Here is a 17,534-nt window from a genome sequence, read left to right on the forward strand (position 1 = left end):
GTACAGCCGGGCTGCAATGGGTAGTCGATCCCGCAGACGATTCGACGACCGAAGGAGTGGAAATCGATGGTTCTGAACGAGACGTACACGCTGTCCAACGGGGTGCGGACGCCCAAGCTGGGCTTGGGCACCTGGTTCATCGACGACGACAAGGCCGCCCGGGCGGTGGTCGATGCCGTCGGCATCGGATACCGCAACATCGACACCGCGCAGGCGTACGGGAACGAACGAGGCGTCGGCGAAGGGGTTCGCACCAGCGGCGTCGCGCGGGACGAGCTGTTCGTGTCCAGCAAACTGGCGGCGGAGATCAAGAACTACGCCGACGCGGCCGCCGCCATCGACGGCTCCCTCGCCACGATGGGGCTCGACCACATCGACCTCATGCTGATCCACAGTCCGCAGCCCTGGGCCGATTTCCGGGGCGGGGACTACGCGGACGGCAATCGGGAGGCGTGGCGCGCGCTCGAAGACGCGTATCGGGCGGGCAAGCTCCGCTCCATCGGCGTCTCCAACTTCGAACAGCACGATCTCGACAACATCCTCGCGGCCTGCACCGTCGCACCACAGGTGAATCAACTGCTCGTCCACGTCGGAAACACCCCCGCCGACCTCATCGCCTACTGCGAGAGCAAGGACATCCTCGTGCAGGCCTACTCGCCCATCGCACACGGGGAAATACTCGACAACCAGGACGTGGCCGCGATGGCGGACCGCTACGGGGTAACCGTGCCCCAGCTGTGCATCCGCTACACCCTGCAGCTCGGCACTCTCCCGCTACCGAAAACGGCGAATCCGGAACATATGCGAAGCAACGCTCAGGTCGACTTCGTGATCTCCGACGACGACATGCACACGCTGCGAAACATGGAACAGTTCCGGGATTACGGCGACGCCGGCAAGTTCCCGGTCTTCAGCGGCAAGTAGCCGAGACCGCTTCGCCGAAACTCGTTATGCCCCAACGGAACACGTCTACGCCGTCCGGGCCGCGGTCGGCGGGACGCCGAGCGCGAGCAGAGCGGTGTCGTCGTCGACGCCCTCGAATCCGGCGAGCATCTCGGTCAGCGCGGCGACCAGCGCGGGCGCGGTGACCGGGCCGAGGGTGTCGATGAACTCGCGGAGGTGTTCCTCACCGAGGCGTTCGCGGCCACGGACACGGGCCTCGGTGAGGCCGTCGCTGTAGAGCAGCACCGTGTCGCCGGGAACGAGTTGCACTGTGCGGGCGGCGAATACGGCGTCGGGAAGTGCCCCGACCAGCATGCCGCCCGTCATCTCGATCACCTCGGTGGTGCCGTTCGCGCGGATCACCACCGGAGGTGGATGTCCGCCGGCGGCCAGGATGAGCGTGGCGCCGGTGGGGGTCGGCCGCATGGACCCGTAGACCACGGTGCAGAAACGTGGTGTGCCCGTGTGGAATTCGCGGCACAGCACCGTGTTGAGATGTGCCAGCACAGCAGGCGGGTCCGGGTCGTAGACCGCCGCGGCACGCATCGTGTACCGCGCCGAGGACGTCACCACCGCAGCGTCGGCGCCTTTACCGCAGACGTCGCCGAGGAAGAATCCCCAGGAATCGGGCGTGAGCGGAAACAGGTCGTAGAAGTCGCCGCCGACCTCGTCGACGGACGCCGGATGGTAGTAGGCGGCGACCTGCATCCCCGGCACCGCCGGCAGTTCGGACGGCAGCAGGCTGCGCTGCAAGGTCGCGACCAGTGTGAGTGCCCGTTCGCGTTCACGCTCGGCGGCCTGGCGAGCGCGCAGAAGTTCCTGCTCGTAGGCGCGGCGTTCGCGGGCATCGAAGATCGTGGTGCGGATCAGTTGTGCGGTGCCGTCGGAACCGCATTTCACCACGGATGTCACCAGCACCGGCAGCCTCGTTCCGTCGGCGCACCGCAGATCCAGCGCCAGGCCGTTGACTTGGCCGTGCATGGCCAGCATCGGCGCCATATGGGTCTCGTAGTAAATGCGCGCGCCCACCGCGAGCAGATCGGTGAAGGTGCGGCGTCCGATCAGCTCGGACTGCTCGTAGCCCAGCCAGCCCACCAGGGTGCTGTTGATTTTCGCGATCGTGCCGTCCATCAGGGTGGACAGGTAGCCGCAGGGTGCGTGGTCGTAGAGGTCCTCGGCGCTGTCTTCCAGCATCGCCGAGAACGCGTGATCGGCATTCGGCGACCGCTCGCTGTCGCGATGTTCCGCCTCGCCCTGCGGGCACATCATCAGCGGCTCATCGTGGACTGGTCGGCGAATGCTTCGATGGCGGCGGCGGTGAGTTCGGGGGCGCTCAGCTGCGGGCAGTGCCCGGTGGCGTCGAGGGTGACCAGTTCACTTCCCGCGATCTGGTCGCGGACGAATCGGCCGACCTCGCGCGGGGCGATCGGATCCTGCGCGGTTTCCAGGATCAGCGTCGGCACACTCACCTGCCGCAGGTCGGCGCGATTGTCGGACAGAAAGGTCGCGCGCGCGAAAACCCGAGCGATCGCCGGATCCATGCGGCAGAAACTCTCGGTCAGCTCGGCGCCCAATTCGGGCCGGTCCGGATTGCCCATGATCACCGGGGCCATGGATGCCGACCAGCCGAGATAGTTGGCCTCGAGCGCGTCGAGCAATTCCTCGATATCGGCGTGACTGAATCCGCCACGGTAGTCACCCTCGTCGATATACCGCGGTGACGGTGTCACCAGCACCAGCTTCGCGAACCACTCCGGCGCCCGATTCGCCGCCAGCACCGCGATCGTCGCCGCCACCGAATGGCCGACCAGCACCACGTCCCGCAGCTTCAGCTCGGCACAGATATCGACGATGTCCTCGGCATACGCGTGCAGGTCGCCGTACCGATCGCTCGACCACGCCGAGACGTCCGAGCGGCCCGAGCCGACATGATCGAACAGCACCACCCGAAAACGCCGCGCCAGAATCGGGGTGACGAGGCGCCACATGTTCTGATCACAGCCGAATCCGTGCGCGAGCAACACCGTCGGCCCGTGCGCCGAGCCGACCACTACCACGTTGTTCTTCTCACGCACACCCACTCGACATGCTTACCACGTCGGCACCGGACCGGCGTTTTCCTCGGTGCCTCGTGTGCCGAACGGCCGGGGCCCGCACCGGTGAGCCGTCGGACCGGCCGGGTGCGGCGTCATTCCGGCAGCGCCGGCTCGGACGGGCGCAGACCGAGGCGCGCGAGTTCGCTCAGCACGACCGCGACGACGTCCGGGACAGCAGCCGCTACCGGACCGGACATGCCGACACCCAGGTCGAGGCTCTGTGCCTCGACCGCGACGACGACCAGTTCGGCCGGAACACGGCCCAGGACTCGTCCGAGCGGCAGCACGTCGGGAATGCCCAGCGCGTGCGAGCCGGTGGCGCGAGCGCACCCGCGCAGGGCATCGACCGTGGTTCGCCACACCCGGCCGGGATCCGACGGATCGCAGCGAACCGCGTCCACGACCACCGCGAGCTCGACATCTGCCCACAGGTCGAGAAGACCGGTGGGGTCGCCGTCCCACCGTGCCACCGCTACGGCGGGAATATGCAGCGATTCGAGGCGGCGGGCCACGGCGGGGCCGATGCCGTCGTCGCGCCGGTAGTCGTTCCCCACACCGATCACCACGGCCCGCGGCTCGATCATCGACGCACCAGGTCGAGTTCGAGGAAGTGGGCCGAGCAGGAGATGCACGGATCGTAGTTGCGAATCGTGAGTTCACACAGGTGGGTGAGTGCCGCGTCGTCCAGTTCGAGGTTGGCCTCCACCACCCGGCGCAGGTCGTCCTCGATCGCGGCCTGGTTCTGCGAGGTCGGCGGGATGATGGTGGCCGCGCTCACCACTCCGGCGTCGTCGGTTTCGTACCGGTGGTAGAGCACACCGCGTGGCGCTTCGCTGACGCCGTGGCCGACGCCGGCACGGGGGCGGGCCGTGATCGCCGGTCGCGCGGGCCGCTCGTAGTCCCCGATCAGCCGCAGCGCTTCGTCGAGCGCGTAGACCAGTTCGACGGCGCGAACGAGGATGCTGCGGAACGGGTTTCGGCACTGCTCCCGCAGGCCGGCGGCCGCGGCGACCTCGCGGGCCAGCGGTGACAACTGCGCGGAGTTGAGGCTGTAGCGGGCGAGCGGACCGGCCAGATATCGCCGGCCGTCCAACCGGGCGTGCAACGCGGTGGAATGCGGCACCTGCCGTTCGACGACGTGGGCACCGAAATCGGCTGCGGTGAACGATGTTCCGATGTCGCTGCGCAGGTCGCCGTCTTCGATGGCATACCCGTCCGGCGCGGTGACGGCGAGCAGGTCGTGATCGAGTTCGAGGTCGGGAAATTCGAATCTCGCGGCGAATTCGGCGGTCTCGACGGCGTAGTCCCGCGCGCGACGCAGCTGTTCGGCGACCGGCTCGAACCGGGCCCGATCAGGCACCGCGTAGAAGCCGCCGACCCGGACATTGATCGGATGGATCGAGCGGCCCCCGAGCAGTTCGAGCAGGCTGTTGCCCGCCTTCTTCACCGCCAGACCGTGTTCCACCAGGTCCCGGTGGTCGGCGGCCAGCGCGACGGCATCGGGATAGCCGAGGAAATCGGGCAGGTGCAGCAGATAGATGTGCAGCGCGTGGCTGGCGATCCACTCACCGCAGTACAGCAGCCGCCGCAGCGCCGCCAGCGGCGCGTCGAGGCGGATACCGCAGAGCTGTTCGAGGGCGTTGCACGCGCTGGTCTGGTACGCCACCGGGCAGATCCCGCAGATGCGGGCGGTGATATCGGGCGGCTCGGTGTACGCTCTGCCCCGCAGGAACGCCTCGAAGAACCGTGGCGGCTCATAGATGTTCAATTCCGCACGGGTGACCGTGCCGTCTTCGACGACCACCCGCAGCGCCCCTTCCCCTTCCACCCGAGCCAGCGAGTTCACCGTCAATCGCCTACTGCGGCGGGTCATCTCGCCCCCTCTCCGCGAACGGCGGTGCGGCCGCGGCAACTGTGTGGAACACTCGATCGACATCCTCGTAGGACATACCGTTGACGCGCAGAATCGGAAGCAGCGCACCGATATTGGGTCGCGCCATCGGCCCGAAGCATCCGAAACAGCCGCGATGGTACGACGGGCACAGGGCGCCGCAGCCGGCCTGGGTGACCGGGCCCAGGCACGGTATGCCGTCGGCGACCATGACGCAGGTATTGCCGCGGCGCTTGCATTCGGTGCACACGCTGGTGTTCGGCAGATCGGGCGCCCGACCGGCCAGCAGGGCGCAGAGGGTGTCGAGGAGCTGGCGGCGGTCGATCGGGCAGCCGCGCAGTTCGTAGTCCACTCGCACATGCGCGGCGATCGGGGTCACGGTGTCCAGCGTCGAGATGTACTCCGGGCTCGCGTACACGATCGAGGTGAACTCGCCCATATCGGCGAAGTTGCGCAGTGCCTGAATGCCGCCGTGGCTCGCGCAGGCGCCGATGGTGACGAGAATGCGTGACTGCGCACGGATTTCGGCGATCCGATCCACCTCTTCGGGGGTGGAGACCGACCCCTCGACCAGCGACACGTCGTAGGGCCCGGGTTCGACCGCACTGGACGCCTCGGTGAAATGCGCGATCCGGATCCGGCCCGCGAGCGTCAGCAGCTCGTCCTCGCAGTCCAGCAGGGTGAGCTGGCAGCCGTCGCAGGAGGTGAACTTCCATACCGCGAGTGTCGGGACGGCCATCACAACTCCCGCACCGTCATCAGCGGCCCGGCCACCGCGTAGTCGACGACGGGACCGTCGCGGCAGATCAGTAGCGGACCGAGCTGGCAGTGGCCGCATCGGCCCACTCCGCACTGCATATTGCGCTCCATCGACAGCCGGATGTCGCCGCGTGCGATGCCGTGACGAATCAGGGTCTGCGCGCAGAACCGCATCATCGGTTCCGGCCCGCACAGGAACGCGGTGGTGCGTGCGGGGTCCACGACGAGCGTGCGGAGGGGTTCGGTGACGAAGCCGACCCTTCCGGTCCAGCCGGGAGCCGGGTGATCGACGGTCTGATACAGCTCGAGCCGGCCGTCGGCCCGCCATGCGCGCTGATCGTGCCGGAAGAGGATCTCGCCGGGGGTCCGGGCGCCGGTGATGACCACGATCCGGCCGTATTCCGATCGCCGCGCCAGCGCCTCCAGCACGATCGGACGCAGCGGCGCCACTCCGACTCCGCCGCCGACGACGACCAGATCACGGCCGGCGGCCGAATCGAGATCCCACCCGGTACCGAACGGCCCGCGCACCCCGATCACCACACCGGGCGGGGCGTCGTACAGCGCGGCGCTCACCGCGCCGACCGAGCGAATCGTGTGCTCGAGGAAATCACCGGGGGCACACGGATTACCGCTGATCGAAATGGCGATCTCGCCCACCCCGAATCGGTAGAGCATCATGAACTGCCCGGCCCGGAACCGTTGTGCCGCACCATCTATCGGAGTGAGGATCAAGGTCGCGGTATCGGCGGTCTGCGCGATCCGGTCGACCACCCGATAACGAAGCATGGTGTCCGGATCGGTCACCGCGGCCGCGGCCGGCGCGCTGCTCACCACCCACCTCCGCTCTCCCTCCGGCCCGGCGCGGCGGTGGTGGCCGCCTCGCCGGGGTTGCGGTAGAGGTTCAGCAACCTCGCCCGGGTGGCTTGCAGCCGCTCCACGAGTGCCTCGAAGAGCAGCAGGGTGAGGGTGTAGCCGAATTTCGGGTCGGCGTCGGCGATGTCGGCCAGGCGGGCCGCGTCGAATTCGATCGCCTCCACGGGCTCGGTGGTGACCGCGCCGAAGTGCCAGCGGTACGGCGGCACCAGCCACGACCATCCGAGCAGATCGCCGGGTCCGAGGGTCTGTACCACGACGGGATCGCGGCCGGGAAGCGCCGCGTCCACGGCCACACATCCGGATCGGAGGAGCCAGCACCGGTCGGCGCGGCGGCCCTCGGTGATCAACCGCTGCCCAGCGGAATAGCGGACGCTTCGCCCGGCTCGCGCGAGCGTGTCGAGTTTGCCGCGGTCCAGCGAGGCGAGCGGCGCGAAGGCCGACAGCTCCTCAGCGGTGGTCATCCTCGCCTCCCTCGACCGTTTCGGCCAGGCGGGCGACCTCGACGGTCAAGTCGATACCCGCCGGGCACCACGCGATGCAGCGCCCGCACCCGACGCAGCCGGAACTGCCGAATTGGTCGTACCAGGTACTCAATTTGTGGGTCAGCCACTGCCGGTACCGGCTCTCGCCCGACTGCCGGACACTGCCGCCGTGCAGATGGGAGAAGTCGAGTTCGAAGCAGGAGGCCCAGCGCTCCCAGCGCTCGGCATGGGTGCCGGTGAGATCGGTAACGTCCTCGGTCGTGGTGCAGAAACAGGTGGGGCACACCATCGTGCAGTTGGCGCAGGTGAGGCAGCGGCTCGCGACGTCCTCCCAGTGGGGTGACTCGTGGGAGCGGCGGAGCACATCGCGCACATCGACATCCGGCATGCTGCGTCCCATCCGGCCGGCCGCCGCCGCGACCTCGGCGCGTGCCGCCGATATCTCCGCCTCCGAACTCGGTTCGGTGACCAGTTCGGCGGCGATGCGCGCACCCGCCTCGGTGCCGACGTCGACGAGGAAGCGGTGCCCGGCGTCGTCGACGCGTTCGGTGAGGGCGAGGTCGTAGCCGGAGGACACGTCCGGGCCGGTGTGCATCGATGCGCAGAAGCACACTCCGCCGGGCTCGGTGCAGTTCACCCCGATGATGAACAGCTCCCGGCGCCGCGCCGCGAACGCCGAGTCGGGATGCGCGCCGCCGCCGAGCACCTGCCCGAGCACGCCGATCGCGGCCATATCGCAGCCACGCACGCCGAGGAAGGCGGTGGGCGTCGGAATCTCCTGCGCCGGTTCGGCATTCAGATCCGCGTCGAGCCGGGCGATCCGGCGATGAGGCGGGTGGAGGAATTGTTTCCACGACCCCGGGCCGGCCGAATGCGAGAAGACGGCTTCGTCGTCGCGCCGGAACAGCCGATATCGCCCCGGCTCGGTGTGCACCCCCCACCCTCCGGGCAGCCGGTCGCCCGAATCGAGCTCGTCGAGGACTATCGCCCCATCGCGCACTTGCGGGCCGATGACCCGGTAGCCGTGCTCGACGAGGACGGTGACGAGCCGATCCAGGCCCGCCCGGTCGATCGTCACGGTGTCGCCGATGGTCATGGGGAGCCTCTGTTCGCCGCACAGTCGGCATTCGTCGCCGGTTCACGTTCCAGCCTCGTCGCGGGGCTGCCCAATCGGGAGCGCCGAAGGTCCCGGCCGTAGGGCCGGAAGGCCCGAATCGGATCGATACACGGCCACGCCGGCATCCCCGCCGGTTCACCTCTCCGGGCATCGACTTGGCCGGCAACGGGATCGCCGGAGAACCGGATTCGTACCGACGGTGACAGGTACACTTTCGCCGCGTGCGGGAAGCGGCCGAGTCGCCGATTCCCGTCGCCCGCAACACGTTCGACACGGCACTCCGAAGGTCGCCGTTGCCACTTCGTCTCGGAAAGGACTGCGACGTGGAATCCGGCTCCCCTGTCGACCTGCGACAGAACCAGCCCCACACCGCCCGCATGTACGACTACTACCTCGGCGGCCAGGACCACTACAGCGCGGATGCGGAAGCGGCCGAGAAGGTCGTGGCGACCTGGCCCGGAGTGCGGGTGGCCGCGCAGCAGAACCGGGCCTTCATCCACCGCGTCACCCGGTTCCTGGCGAACGCGGGGATTCGTCAATTCCTCGATATCGGAACGGGTATCCCCACCGAGCCGAATCTGCATCAGGTGGCCCAGCAGGTCGCCCCCGACGCACGGGTCGTCTACGTCGACAACGATCCGATCGTGCTCGTCCACGCCCGGGCGTTGATGATCAGCTCCCCGGAGGGACGCACCAACTACATCTCCGCCGACGTCACCACCCCCGAAGCGATTCTCGACGCACCCGGATTGCACGAGACACTGGACTTGACCCGGCCGGTCGCGGTCAGCCTCAACGCGCTGATGCATTTCGTCCCCGACGAGCAGGACGCCTACGGAATCATCGAGACGCTGATGAAGCGGTTCGTACCCGGCTCGTACCTGGTGATGACCCATGTCACCCCGGACTTCGATCCGGCGGCGATCGGCACCGTGGTCGAGATCTACCGCCGCAGCGGCCTGCCGTGCCAGGTCCGCAGCCGCGACGAGTTCGCGCGCTTCTTCGACGGTATGGACCTGGTCGAGCCGGGTATCGAGGTGCCCCACCGCTGGCGCCCCGACGGCGTGGCCCCGCCGAAGAAGATGGACGCGCAGGTGTCGGCCTACGCGGGCGTCGCCCGCAAGTAGTCCGGTCTCCGCGAGCGGGGCGTCCGGGCAGCCCGCCGACGACGATCAGTCCGTGGCGGCAACGACGACGACCTTGCCCGGCAGCGTCCCCACGGCCGCCCGGGTGTGCACCGAAGCCAGCTCGGCCAGTGGCGTACGCTCGTCGACGTCCACGATCAGCTCGCGAAGATCCACGCGCGCAACGAGTTCCGCCAATTGCCGCGCATCGCTGCGGACGTAGACATCGACCGCACGCACCCCGCGTGCCTCGTCCGCCGGGGCGGGCATCCACACGGTGGTTCCGACCACGACGCCACCGTCGCGGACCAGGCCGGCCAGCGCCGCGTACTCGGCCGGGCCGATCGGCGCGAGGTTGAGCAGGACGTCGACCGGCTCGGTCACCGCGGCGGTCACCTCGGTGGTGGTGTGGTCGACGACCTCGTCGGCACCCCGCGCCGCGACGCGCTCGCGGCTGCGCGGACTGCCCGTGGCGATCACGTAGGCACCGGCCGCCTTGGCCAGCTGTACTGCATAACCACCCACGGCGCCGCCGGCGCCGCTGATCAGAATCCGCTGGCCGGGCTTCAGTTCGGCGTGGTCGAACAACGCCTGCCACGCCGTGAGACCGACCACCGGCAGCGCGGCCGCATCGGTGAGCGGGATACTTGCCGGCGCCGCCGCCAGAATCTCCGCGGGCGCGAGGACGTACTCCGCGGCGGCCCCGTCGTCGGTGAACGGCAGGAAGCCGACGACCCGCTCACCGACCGCCCACTCGGCGACGCCCTCGCCGAGTGCGTCGACCGTTCCCGCGACGTCCACGCCGGGAATGTGCGGCAGGGTCAGCGGCATGGGGCCCTGCATGAACCCCGCGCGAATATTGCCGTCGACGGCGTTGAACGAGGTCGCCGCGACGCGCACCCGCACCTGCCCGGGACCGGGAACGGGCAGGTCGACGTCCTCGTAGCGAAGAACGTCGGGATCGCCGTACTCGTGAAATCGGATCGCCTTCATCGGGGGGCCTCACTCTCGATGTGATGTGCTTCGAACTCGAAGCACTACGCAACCGTAGCAGTGCTTTGAATTCGAAGCAAGAGGTTCGAAATCGAAGCAAGTGGTACAGTCGTGCCATGTCCGACACCCCGCGGCCCCTGGACGCCGCCCAACTGGGCGCGTACTTCGCCCTCATGGAGGTGGCCGGCCTGCTGCGGCATGCGGTCGAGCAACAGCTGCGAGACGCCGGCGATCTGAGCTACGTGCAGTTCCAGCTTCTGGCGCGACTCGGCCTCGACTCCCCCACCGGCAGTGAGCGCATGACCGACCTGGCCGACGGCGTCGTCTACAGCCGTAGCGGATTGACCTATCAGGCAGGTCTGCTCGAAAAGGCGGGCCTGGTCACGCGTGCACCCTCCGCGGACGACGAGCGCGGCATCACGGTCACGATCACCGACGCCGGCCGGGCGTTGCTCGCCGAGGTGCTGCCCGGCCACACCGAGGTCGTCAACCAGCAACTGTTCGAGCCGTTGTCACGCGAGGACACCACGACGCTGGCCGATCTGCTGTCTCCGGTGCGCGACCACATGCGTGCGGCGCCACCCCGCTCGGCAGCACCCCGCCGGCGGCGATAACCCGTCGGCCCGGCCGCTACGAATCCTTGGTGAGGTGCCCGCACGGGTTCGGACGAGGAGCTGAGGGCATGCGCATCGTGGTCGATCTGAACAAGTGTCAGGGATACGCGCAGTGCGTTCCGCTGGCACCGCAAGTGCTGCGATTACTGGGCGAGGAGGCGCTGACCTACGACCCCAACCCGGACGACGAGCAGCGCCGCCGGGTCCTGCGGGCGGCGGCGTCGTGCCCGGTCCAGGCCATCCTGGTGGAAACCTGCACTCCCGACGACGCCGAGCCCGCGCCATGAGGACCGCCTCGCTGCTCGAGGACCTGGTCGAGACATTCCGGGCGGAAGGCCGCATCGTCATCGTGGGCGCCTCACTGGCCGGACTGCGCGCGGCGGAAGCGTTGCGGGAGAGAGGCTTTCACGGCAGTCTGACCCTTATCGGCGACGAGCCGCACGAACCGTACGACCGTCCGCCGTTGTCGAAACAGGTCATGCAGGGGTGGGTCGGCGCCGATCACACCGCACTTCCGCGGATGCGGGCCGTCGACGCGGAATGGCGGCTGGGAGTGGCCGCGACCGGTCTGGACCGAGTGAACCGGCGGGTCCTGCTGGCCACCGGCGACACGGTGCCCTACGACCGGTTGCTCATCGCCACCGGCGTTCGAGCCCGGCCGTGGCCCAACCCCGCCGAGGGCGCGCTGCGGGGAGTGTTCACGGTGCGCACCCGTGAAGATGCGGCGGGGCTCCAAGCCGCGCTGAATGCGAATCCGAAGCGCGTCCTGGTCGTCGGCTCGGGATTCATCGGCTCCGAACTGGCCTCGGTGTGCCGCGAGCGCGGCGTGCCGGTGACCGTCGCCGAACGCGGCGGCGGACCACTGATCGGCCCGCTCGGCGGGGTGATCGGCGATATCGCCGCGCGGATGCAGCGCGGCGCGGGGGTCGACCTGCGCACCGGTGTGTCTGTCCGGTCCCTCGACGGTGACTCCGAGGGCCGGGTGCGCCGGGCCTGCCTCTCGGACGGAACCACATTGGACGTCGATGTGGTGGTCGCGTCGCTGGGGTCGATCCGCAATGTCGAATGGTTGCAGGGTGCCGGGCTGGCCGCCGGTTTCTGGGGCGTCGGATGTGATGCGGGCTGTCGTGCCTTCGACATCAACGGGGTGGTGACCGACAACATCTTCGTGGCCGGGGATGTCGCCCGGCAGCCGCACGTGCTGTACGAGTACCAGTTCATCTCGATGGAGCATTGGGACAACGCGGTGTGCGGTGCGCAGGTCGCCGCGAACAACATGATCAGCCTCGAGACCGAACGGCGACCGCACCTACCGCTGCCGTCGTTCTGGTCGGCGCAATTCGGGGTGAACATCAAAGGTGTGGGGGTCTGCTCGTTCGGTGACGAGATCGCCTTCACCCAGGGCCGTCCCGAGAACTATCGGTTCGCCGCCGTCTACGGAAGGCGGGGCCGCATCGTCGGTGCGGTGACGTTCGATCACGGCAAATGGCTGCCCTACTACGCGGCGATGATCGAACGGTCGGCGCCGTTTCCGCCGCCACCGCCGGGCTACGACCGAGCCCCCGATCCGGCGCCCATACCGGCCCGCTTCCCCGACCCGCGCGTGCCGACCGGCATTCCCGACGTGGTGCTGACCGGCCACGACCCCACCTCACGAGGCGCCGAATTCCATTGAGCGCCGAGTTCCACCGAGCGAGGAGGACGCATGACCGCGGCGACCGCCTGGGCCGAGGCGATGAAATACGAACACCGCGCCGACCCGTACCCGTACTTCGACCAGCTGCGCCGGACCCCGGTCGCGCGTGTGGCCGACAATCTGTACGTGGTGACGGGATATCAGGAACTGCTGAGCCTGGCGCACGACCCCCGGGTCAGCTCCGATATCAGCCGCAGCCCACTGGGCAATCCCCTGGCGGGCACCGACGCGACGAGCACACCGCCGCCGCACACTCGCCCGCAGAGCATCATCGCCTCGGATCCTCCCGCACACGATCGGGCACGCCGCCAGGTGATGCGCCACTTCGGCCCACCGCACTCCCCGCACGTCATCCCCGGCATGGAACCCGTCATCGTCCGGTTGTGCGACAAGCTGCTCGACGACTTCGAGGCAAGCGGCAAGGCGCGGCTGGACGTGGTCGACGAGTACGCCTATCCGGTACCGGTGACGGTGATCAGCACGATCCTCGGCATCCCGCTCGCGGACGAGCCGCGGTTCCACGCCTGGATCTACGACATGCTCACCGGCACCGATCTGGGTCCGGATGCGGATACCGAAGACGGCAGAAGTCGCGCCGGCAAGGCCCACGCCGGCCGTGACGCCCTCACGCGATATCTGGCGGACCTGATCGAACAGCTCCAGCACGAGCCCGGCCCGGGGCTGCTGTCACGACTACTACACGACGACGGCCCCGACGGCCCGATGCCGGCCGAGCAGGTATTGGCCAATGCGGTGCTGCTGTTGATCGCCGGTCACGACTCGACGGTCAACACCATCGCCAACTGTGTGATGACGCTCCTGCGCAACCCCGGCTCCTATGACCAGGTACGCGATCGACCGCAGCTGATCCCCCGCGCGATCGAAGAGGTCCAGCGGTTGCAGGCGGCGGTGCAGTTCTTCCCCAGCCGCAGCGTCACCGCCGATATCGAGATCGCCGGCACCGTCATACCGGAAGGGGCCGCGGTGCATCTGGTCTACGCCGCCGCCAACCGCGACCCGAACCGATTCGCCGACCCGAACCGATTCGACCTCCAGCGCCCCGACAACGAGCATTTCGGTTGGGGCAGTGGCATTCACACCTGTCCGGGCGGCCCACTGGCCCGACTGGAAGTCAATCTCGCGCTGGAGATTTTCCTGCGCCGCGTGGCGACCCCACGGCTGGTCGTCGATCCGCCACCGTATCGGCGCAGCCAGATCTTCCGGGGGCCACGGCATCTGCTCGTCGACGTCGACTCCGTCACCGGCGGAGACGATCGCTGATCGCGGCGGAGACCACGGATCAGGGAGCGACGATTCCGCGGCGGACCTGCCCGGGGCTCGGTGTGACGGTGGGCGGCTTGCGGTTCCGCGAAGAGCGCAACTGATAGGGCACGCTGGTGACCATCACACCCGGTTCGAACAGCAGGCGCGCCTTGAGTCGCAGCGAACTCTGATTGTGGAGCAGGTTTTCCCACCAGTGCCCGACGACGTACTCCGGAATGTAGACGCTGACGACGTCCCGGGGCCGTGAGCGGCGGACCCGCTTGATGTATTCGATGACGGGGCGGGTGATTTCGCGGTAGGGCGACTCCACGACCTTCAGCGGGATGGTGACATCGTGGCTCTCCCAGGACTGGGTCAGTGCCCTCGTATCACTGTCGTCGACGTTGACCGTGATCGCGGTGAGGGTGTCGGGACGGGTCGCGCGCGCGAATTGAACCGCTCGCCGAGTTGCCTTGTGCCAGTCCGAAACCAGCACGATCGCATGCACCCGGCCGGGCAGAGTTGTTTCCTCGTCCGGATCGATATCGAGTTCGGCGCGCACGCTCGTGTAGTGGGTGTGGATGGAATACATCATCAGCACCAGCAACGGCATCGCGATGACCACGAGATAGGCGCCGTGGCCGAATTTGGTGATCATGACCACGACCAGCACGACACCGGTGAAGCAGGCGCCGAACGCGTTGATCGCCCGGGCTCGGTGGATGCGTTGTCGTTGCGCCGGGGCCGTCACGTCGAGTAGCTCGCGATTCCAGTGCCGGACCATGCCGGTTTGGCACAGCGTAAACGAGGTGAACACGCCGACGATATACAGCTGAATCAGCCTGGTGGTCTGCCCGTCGAAGGCGTAGATCAACCCGGCGGCGACCGCAGCGAGCAGGATGATGCCGTTGGAGTAGGCGAGCCGGTCCCCGCGCGTGTGCAATTGGCGCGGCAAGTAGCGGTGCTGAGCCAGAATCGAGGTCAGCAGCGGGAACCCGTTGTAGGCGGTGTTCGCGGCGAGGATCAGGATCAGCGCGGTGGTGACCATCAGGTAGTAGAAACCCGGGCTGGTGTCGCCGAACACCGCCCCCGCGATCTGCGCGATCACGGTTTTCTGGGCGGCGGTGCGGCAATCCCCGGGAAATCCGATCAGGTCGCAGGTGTTCTCGGCGACGCGCGTGTGGGTGATCATGGCCAGCGCGGTTACACCGGCGAACATGGCGATCGCCAGCACACCCATCGCGGTCATCGTCCGGGCCGCGTTGAGCGACTTCGGTTTCCGGAACGCCGGTACCCCGTTGGAGATCGCTTCGGCGCCCGTCAGCGCCGTGCATCCCGAGGAAAACGCCCGCAGCGCGAGAAACGCCACCGCGGCCGTCCCGAGGCCGGCGTGCGCGGCGTTGATCTGGTAGTGCGCGCTCTCGGCGACCGGTGCGTGCCCGATCAGTGTCTCGATCAGGCCGATGGAGATCATCACCATGACGCCGGCGACGAATCCGTAGGTCGGCACGGCGAACGCGCGGCCGGATTCTCGCACCCCGCGCAGGTTCATCGCGGTCAGCGCCACGATGAACCCGATATCGATCAGCACCCGGTGCGGGTTCAACGCCGGTGCGGCGGAGATGATGTTGTCCACCCCCGCCGCGACCGACACGGCCACGGTCATGACGTAGTCGACCAGCAGCGCCGCCGCCACCACCAAACCCGGTATCGCACCGAGGTTTTCGGCGACGACCTCATAGGATCCGCCACCCGAGGGGTAGGCGCGCACGACTTGGCGATACGACAACGCGACCACCGCCAGCAGCACCACGACACCGCCGGCCACCCACGGGGTCAGATACAGGTAGCTGAGGCCGCCCAACGTCAGGATGAGCAGAATTTCCTGGGTCGCATACGCCACCGAGGACAGCGGATCGCTGGCGAAGATCGGCAACGCCAGCCGCTTCGGCAACAGCGTCTCACCGAGCCGATCGCTGCGAAACGGTCGTCCCAGCACAACTCGTTTGGCGACGTCGATCGGTGAAACCACGATTAATCAGCCTAAATCCGGCAAACCCGAACCCGGCTGCCGCGAGGCGTAGGGAAAACGTTAAGAATCCGCCGCCGTCGTGTCGCCAACCGCACAGAAATCGCCGGCCGGTGACGGGATCCGGTGCAGTATAATTAATTAGATAGGCTAAGCAACGTGGATTGACCCCCGGCGCCACGCCGCATCCACTGTCCGGCCCATCCACAGCAACCGAACGTTGCTCTTCACCGAACAAGGAGCTGAACGCAGGAAAGGCAGTTTTGACCGCGACCCGCACCGACGACTTCCAGACCACCACCGCCCCCGATTCGCTTGCGCCTGATCTGCCCGCACCACCACCGGCACCGCCGGAACGCACGGGCGGGATGTTCGCCTCCCTCACCGTCCCGAACTATCGCTACTACTTTGCGGGCCAGGTGGTTTCGAATACCGGCACCTGGATGCAGCGGATCGCGCAGGACTGGCTGGTGCTCAGCCTCACCGGTAGTTCGTTCGCCGTCGGCATCACCACTGCCATGCAGTTCCTGCCGATGCTGCTGTTCGGTCTCTACGGCGGCGTCATCGCCGACCGCTTTCCCAAGCGGGGGCTGCTGGTCCTCACCCAGGCCACCATGGGCGTGCTCGCCGCGGTACTCGCGGTCCTGACACTGACCGGCACGGTCGAGGTGTGGCACGTCTATCTGCTGGCGCTGCTGCTGGGCATGGTGACCGTGGTCGACAACCCGACCCGTCAGTCGTTCGTCCCGGAAATCGTTGGCCGGCAGCGACTGCGCAATGCCGTCAGCCTGAACTCCGCGAATTTCCAGGCCGCGCGACTGGTCGGGCCGGCGGTCGCCGGAGCGTTGATCGCCGCCGTCGGGTCCGGCTGGGCCTTCGCGATCAACGCCTGCTCCTTCGCCGCGGTCATCGCCGGTCTGCTGGCCATGCGACCGTCCGAGCTGACACCGGTGCCGCGCCTGCCCCGCCGGAAAGGTCAACTGCGCGACGGTCTCCGCTACGTGAGCGCACATCCGCAACTGCTCTGGCCGATCGTCATGGTGGGCTTCATCGGCACCTTCGGCTACAACTTCCCCACCGTGCTGTCGGGCTTCGCCTATCACGTCTTCGATGTCGACGCCGGCAAGTACGGACTGCTCAACACCGCCCTGGCCGTGGGTTCGCTCGCGGGTGCGCTGCTGGCCAGCCGCCGCGGGCGGGTTCGGATGCGGATGCTGGTGGCCACCGCGGTCGGCTTCGGAGTCCTCGAGGCGGTCACCGCCTTCGCACCGGACTTCTGGCTTTTCACCGTTCTGCTCGCGGTGGTGGGTCTGCTCGGACTCACCTTCAACACGTCCGGCAATTCGATGGTGCAACTGGAGACCGACCCCACCATGCGGGGGCGGGTGATGTCGCTGTACATGATGGTCTTCACCGGCGGCACCCCTATCGGCGGCCCGATCGTGGGATGGCTCACCGAGGAGTTCGGCCCCCGGTTCGGGCTGTTCGCCTGCGGGGCGGTCTCGGCGGCATCGGCGGCGCTGATCGGTGTCGTCCTCTCCCGTGCCGCCGGCCTGCGGCTACAGATCTCGGGCAGGCGCGTCGCGCTCGTTCCCCGCGCCGGCTCCCCGGCAGCCGTCTCGACCGGCCGGCTGGGATAGCCGCCGGAT

17 protein-coding genes are annotated in these 17,534 nt (G+C 68.0%); 7 read left to right on the top strand and 10 right to left on the bottom strand.

The window, feature by feature from the left end; genetic code table 11:
• Positions 1-66: 66 nt before the first annotated feature.
• On the top strand, positions 67-924 hold the full coding sequence (locus C8258_RS03835; protein ID WP_106953847.1) for an aldo/keto reductase: 858 nt from the start codon (positions 67-69) through the stop codon (positions 922-924).
• A 45-nt stretch (positions 925-969) separates the two neighbouring features.
• On the opposite strand, the gene C8258_RS03840 is transcribed toward C8258_RS03835, so the two are convergent.
• From C8258_RS03840 to C8258_RS03875, 8 genes are all read right to left on the bottom strand, one after another.
• Positions 970-2,208: a SpoIIE family protein phosphatase gene (locus tag C8258_RS03840; protein ID WP_199195580.1), complete on the bottom strand. Its 1,239-nt coding sequence runs from the start codon at positions 2,206-2,208 to the stop codon at positions 970-972.
• Between the two features lie 2 nt (positions 2,209-2,210).
• Entirely contained in the window at positions 2,211-3,023 is an 813-nt protein-coding gene (locus C8258_RS03845) for an alpha/beta fold hydrolase (RefSeq protein ID WP_106953848.1), read from the bottom strand.
• 107 nt (positions 3,024-3,130) lie between these two features.
• On the bottom strand, positions 3,131-3,622 hold the full coding sequence (locus C8258_RS03850) for a hydrogenase maturation protease (RefSeq protein WP_106953849.1): 492 nt from the start codon (positions 3,620-3,622) through the stop codon (positions 3,131-3,133).
• Positions 3,619-4,911: a Ni/Fe hydrogenase subunit alpha gene (locus C8258_RS03855; RefSeq protein ID WP_106953850.1), complete on the bottom strand. Its 1,293-nt coding sequence runs from the start codon at positions 4,909-4,911 to the stop codon at positions 3,619-3,621. Before C8258_RS03855 ends, C8258_RS03850 begins: the two co-directional genes overlap by 4 nt.
• Positions 4,895-5,668 carry an oxidoreductase gene (locus C8258_RS03860; RefSeq protein WP_106953851.1) on the bottom strand — a complete coding sequence of 258 codons (774 nt, stop codon included), beginning with the start codon at positions 5,666-5,668 and terminating at the stop codon, positions 4,895-4,897. The genes C8258_RS03855 and C8258_RS03860 overlap by 17 nt, the downstream gene beginning before the upstream one ends.
• Positions 5,668-6,477 carry an FAD/NAD(P)-binding protein gene (locus C8258_RS03865; protein WP_106954056.1) on the bottom strand — a complete coding sequence of 270 codons (810 nt, stop codon included), beginning with the start codon at positions 6,475-6,477 and terminating at the stop codon, positions 5,668-5,670. The genes C8258_RS03860 and C8258_RS03865 overlap by 1 nt, the downstream gene beginning before the upstream one ends.
• Positions 6,478-6,518: 41 nt before the next feature.
• Positions 6,519-7,028 (bottom strand): cyclic nucleotide-binding domain-containing protein, encoded by a 510-nt coding sequence (locus tag C8258_RS03870; protein ID WP_106953852.1) that lies wholly within the window; start codon positions 7,026-7,028, stop codon positions 6,519-6,521.
• Positions 7,015-8,145, bottom strand: a complete 1,131-nt coding sequence (locus tag C8258_RS03875; RefSeq protein WP_106953853.1) for a 4Fe-4S dicluster domain-containing protein — start codon at positions 8,143-8,145, stop codon at positions 7,015-7,017. Before C8258_RS03875 ends, C8258_RS03870 begins: the two co-directional genes overlap by 14 nt.
• A gap of 344 nt (positions 8,146-8,489) precedes the next feature.
• Between C8258_RS03875 and C8258_RS03880 the strand changes: the two genes are divergently transcribed.
• Positions 8,490-9,293, top strand: a complete 804-nt coding sequence (locus tag C8258_RS03880) for an SAM-dependent methyltransferase (RefSeq protein WP_233224848.1) — start codon at positions 8,490-8,492, stop codon at positions 9,291-9,293.
• Between the two features lie 45 nt (positions 9,294-9,338).
• Here C8258_RS03880 and C8258_RS03885 read toward each other — a convergent pair whose 3' ends face one another.
• Positions 9,339-10,283: an NADP-dependent oxidoreductase gene (locus tag C8258_RS03885; protein ID WP_106953854.1), complete on the bottom strand. Its 945-nt coding sequence runs from the start codon at positions 10,281-10,283 to the stop codon at positions 9,339-9,341.
• Positions 10,284-10,399: 116 nt separating this feature from the next.
• On the opposite strand from C8258_RS03885, the gene C8258_RS03890 reads away from it, so the two are divergent.
• From C8258_RS03890 to C8258_RS03905, 4 genes are all read left to right on the top strand, one after another.
• Positions 10,400-10,897 (top strand): MarR family winged helix-turn-helix transcriptional regulator, encoded by a 498-nt coding sequence (locus tag C8258_RS03890; RefSeq protein ID WP_106953855.1) that lies wholly within the window; start codon positions 10,400-10,402, stop codon positions 10,895-10,897.
• A gap of 68 nt (positions 10,898-10,965) precedes the next feature.
• Entirely contained in the window at positions 10,966-11,184 is a 219-nt protein-coding gene (locus C8258_RS03895; protein ID WP_106953856.1) for a ferredoxin, read from the top strand.
• Positions 11,181-12,572, top strand: a complete 1,392-nt coding sequence (locus tag C8258_RS03900) for an NAD(P)/FAD-dependent oxidoreductase (protein WP_106953857.1) — start codon at positions 11,181-11,183, stop codon at positions 12,570-12,572. The genes C8258_RS03895 and C8258_RS03900 overlap by 4 nt, the downstream gene beginning before the upstream one ends.
• Before the next feature lie 30 nt (positions 12,573-12,602).
• Entirely contained in the window at positions 12,603-13,874 is a 1,272-nt protein-coding gene (locus C8258_RS03905) for a cytochrome P450 (protein ID WP_106953858.1), read from the top strand.
• Positions 13,875-13,893: 19 nt separating this feature from the next.
• Here C8258_RS03905 and C8258_RS03910 read toward each other — a convergent pair whose 3' ends face one another.
• On the bottom strand, positions 13,894-15,888 hold the full coding sequence (locus tag C8258_RS03910) for an APC family permease (RefSeq protein WP_106953859.1): 1,995 nt from the start codon (positions 15,886-15,888) through the stop codon (positions 13,894-13,896).
• Positions 15,889-16,148: 260 nt separating this feature from the next.
• On the opposite strand from C8258_RS03910, the gene C8258_RS03915 reads away from it, so the two are divergent.
• Complete coding sequence (locus tag C8258_RS03915; RefSeq protein WP_233224849.1) at positions 16,149-17,525, top strand: MFS transporter; 1,377 nt, start codon at positions 16,149-16,151, stop codon at positions 17,523-17,525.
• Positions 17,526-17,534 lie beyond the last annotated feature (9 nt).

This window comes from Nocardia sp. MDA0666, from assembly GCF_003023875.1.
Lineage (GTDB): Bacteria > Actinomycetota > Actinomycetes > Mycobacteriales > Mycobacteriaceae > Nocardia > Nocardia aobensis.